3 protein-coding genes are annotated in these 3,541 nt (G+C 64.1%); 1 reads left to right on the plus strand and 2 read right to left on the minus strand.

Annotated features, from left to right (window positions below; translation table 11 throughout):
• Together M3P27_02200 and M3P27_02205 are read right to left on the minus strand one after the other, a co-directional pair.
• Positions 1-1,137, minus strand: a 1,137-nt coding sequence (locus tag M3P27_02200) for a glycosyltransferase (protein MDP9267122.1), incomplete at its 3' end; no start/stop codon positions are given.
• Positions 1,137-2,270: a sensor domain-containing diguanylate cyclase gene (locus M3P27_02205; protein ID MDP9267123.1), complete on the minus strand. Its 1,134-nt coding sequence runs from the start codon at positions 2,268-2,270 to the stop codon at positions 1,137-1,139. The genes M3P27_02205 and M3P27_02200, both read right to left, overlap by 1 nt.
• 533 nt (positions 2,271-2,803) lie before the next feature.
• Here M3P27_02205 and M3P27_02210 point away from each other — a divergent pair.
• The coding region (locus tag M3P27_02210; protein ID MDP9267124.1) for a GvpL/GvpF family gas vesicle protein at positions 2,804-3,541 on the plus strand (738 nt) is incomplete at its 3' end.

The raw sequence follows: 3,541 nt of genomic DNA on the forward strand, positions 1-3,541 counted from the left end.
GCCCTCGGGCGAGAGATCGCGGTTGGCGGTGGTGTCCGCTGCCAGCACGGCTCGGCCTGCGCGCATGGCTTCGAGTCCGGCTGGGTTCGGGGCGTTGTTTGCCTCAGTCAATGCCGTTGCTGTCAAAACAACGTCGGCGCTGTGCAACGCCCGCGCGCGCTGTTGCGGCGTTACCAGGCGCACCGCGCGGCTGATCCCCGCTGCCGCCAGCTTGTCGCGCAGCGCCGCCGCGGCGGGATCGCCTTCGAGCAGCAGCACGATATTCTGCACCCCGGGATTTTCCATCCCGGGGTTCTCGACCTCGGAGAGGACCTGCGCGAACGCGCTCAACACTAAATCGAAATCGAGGTCGGCGGTGTGGACGTCGTTAAGGTGAAGGCCGGGGGCGAAGAAGGTGACGGCGCCGTGCGGCAGGGCGCCATTCGCGTATTCGCCGCGCAGCCAGTCGCCATTTGCGTATTCGCCACTCGCGGATCCGCCGTTTGCATATTCCAGGCCCGCGATCGGGTCTGGGACCACGAAGATGTGCTCCTCCGCCGTGCCCCGCTCGCGCGCGGTCGCGCGCCGCGACGGCCGATGCACCACGACAGCCTGGGCGCGGGTGAGAACGAACTGCTCTGCGACGCGCAGCGAGCGCGCCAGCCATTGCTGGCTCGGATCCGCGTCGTGCTCCACACAGTCGCGCAGGTCATAGACCACCACCGGCCAGTTCCGCACTCCGGACATCCCCGCGGCGAAGCAGTGCGCATGCACGATCTCCATGGCTGCGGCGCCGGCGCAATCGGCGAGCGACTTCCGCCACTGGCGCACCTCCTGCCAGATGCTCAACAGCGAGACCCCACCCTCTTCCAACGGCGGCGTGCGCAGGTACAGCTCGATCGATCCGTGGCCCTGGGGCGTCACCAGCACCGGATGCATCCCCAGATCGCGTTGCGCCTCGGCCAGCTCGATTACCCCGCGCACATGCTCGGTGGCATGCATCACGCTCCACGGCCGAGTGCCGTTTGCATACGTGTGTCCGCCTGCGCTCTCGGCGGCCGCCGCCGCCGTTTTGCGGCTGGTGCGTTGTTTGGGCGTGGTCTCGAGCGTTTGCATCTTCAGTGTGCGGGTCTCGAGCGTGGGGATGTTGGAGAGCATCAGGCCTCTTTGCGCTGCTTGAGCATAAGGTCGGAATAGAGGACGACCTGGTTGCGTCCGCCGGCTTTTGCCGCATAGAGCGCGGCATCCGCGTACTCGATCAGGTCGCGTTTGAACTGCGCGTCGGTGTCGAACACGGCGATGCCGATCGAGATGGTCAGATGCTCCACCGCGTCGACGGAACCGGCAAAGAACTTGGACTGGGCGACCGCGTTGCGCAAGCGCTCGGCGACGAACAGGGCGCCGCCGGCCGCGGTTTCCGGCAGGATGATGACGAACTCTTCGCCACCGTAACGCGCCACCGTGTCTACCTCGCGCATGTCCTTCATCAGGATGGCAGTCACGTCACGCAATACCTGGTCGCCCACGTGGTGTCCGTAGTGATCGTTGAGTTGCTTGAAGTGGTCGATGTCGACCATCAGGAGCGCCAGGCCGGCTTGCTTGCGCTCGGCGCGTTTTATCTCGAGGTCGAGTTGCTGCTCGAAGTAGCCGCGCGTCTTCAAGCCGGTCAGGTAATCGGTGAAGGCGAAGCGCAACAGTCCTTCGTTGGCATACTCACGGGTGAGCTGATTCTCGGCGACCAAGGCCAGCACCCAGAGCAGCTGCGCGTCTTCCTTCGTAAAGGCGGGCTTCGTAAAGGCGGGCCTGGTGAAGGCCGAGCGCCGTGCCGCGAAGAGCTGGATCGATCCCATCACCTGGTTGGCGGCGAATAACGGCACCACCAAAGCCATCTCGCTGCCGACCGCTTCGAGGAAGGCGTCGGCCTGCAGGTTCTTTCCCGCCGCGATCAGCAGCGGACGGCCGTACTTCGCCGCCCAGAGGTTCAGGATGTTCCCTCGCGCGTAGACCTCGCTCGGCGCCGCGTCCATCCCGCGCGTGGCCCGCGGTTCCCCTTTCTGGTCTTCCTCCTCCCAGAAGTAGACGAGAGCCCGGTCGAAGGCTGCGATCTCGCCGGCAAAGTCGCACAAGATGTCGAGGGTGGCTTCGAGCTGCATCTGCAATCCGGTCAGCATGCTCAAGCGCAGCAGCACGTTGAGCTCGCGCCAGCGACCCTCTACTGTGGGTTGTGGCAACTCGGAGAACACCTCTACGACGAACTGCTCCGGGGACACGCTGTCTCGGTCGAAGACCATGGGCAAGGGGGCGGAGCCGAACGAGCGGGAGCGCTCCGTGCCTTCCTCTGCTGCAACGGGGCTGCCACACCGGTTTAGCGGGCGACTCCGTAGGATTACCGGGAAGTGCTCTGTTGTCTTTGATTTGCGGGGATAAGCGAATCGTGCCAGGGGCGAGGAGCAATCGGCGGGTGCTCTGGGTAGGAACCGGACCGCCCTACACTGGCAGCCGGTTACCACCGGCGTATCAAAACGTGACATTGACACCTACCCTGAAACGTACCCCTTAAGAGGTGCGCTTGAAGGTAACTGCAAGACGCGACCGTGTACTCCGGAGTACCGGCGGAGGAGTAACTCGCCCATAAACCTCGCCACAAGTTGCATTTGCTTTGGTGCATCGCTCGGGATAGGATGGTTGCGGTTCTGAGGCAGCGGCCCCCGCGCTGCGCTCGGCGTTTCAACATCGCAGTACCCTAGAGTCCTTCCACAATCGAGCGGCCACAACCAGCTGACGGCGGAAGCTCGCGTCAGCCATGTACTCCGGAGACGCTGACATGGCATGGTACGCATACTGCATCACTGAGCAACAAGCCTTCCAAGGTAACTCTCGCGCCCGTCGTCCTTTCACCATTCCCAGCTTGCAAGGCATAGGGGGCGCCAAGATCATGGGCTACCCCAGCGGCGAGTTTGCCGTGATCGTGAGCGAGTGGACGAAACGTGGGGACCTCGATCAGAAAGCCATCCTCGAACACGCACACGTGATCAGTGAGTGTTTCCGCAATACCACCGTGCTTCCCTTCCGCTTTGGCACTGTCTTCGAGAGGGATGAGGACCTGCGCCGGGCGGTCCGCGGCAACCGCAAGGCCTTCGTCGCCAGCGTGACCCGGCTGCGCGGCAAGGCTGAGATGCACCTCAAACTGCTGGTGCGCGATGGGTCGCTGCGCCAGATGATGGACGATGTGGAACTGCCGACCGCCACCGGCGGCGTCTATCTCACGAAGCTGCGGGAGAAGGCGGCCAAGCAGCGCGAGCGGCTCACCAAGGCGCGCGCGCTCTCGGTGCAGGTGCAGAAACTCTTCCACCCGCTGGACGCCGACGTCAGCTGCAAGCGGGTAGACGCGGGCGGCATGCTCATCGACATCGCCCACCTCATCGACCACGCTTCGGTGGAGAAATATCAGAACCGCTATACCAACGCCGCCTCCAAGCTGAAGGATTGCGAGCTGGCCATCAGCGGTCCGTGGCCGCCCTACCATTTCATGCCCGGGAAGCTGCGCAGCGTCCCTAACAGC

The sequence above is a fragment of the Acidobacteriota bacterium genome, assembly GCA_030774055.1.
GTDB lineage: Bacteria > Acidobacteriota > Terriglobia > Terriglobales > Acidobacteriaceae > JACPNR01.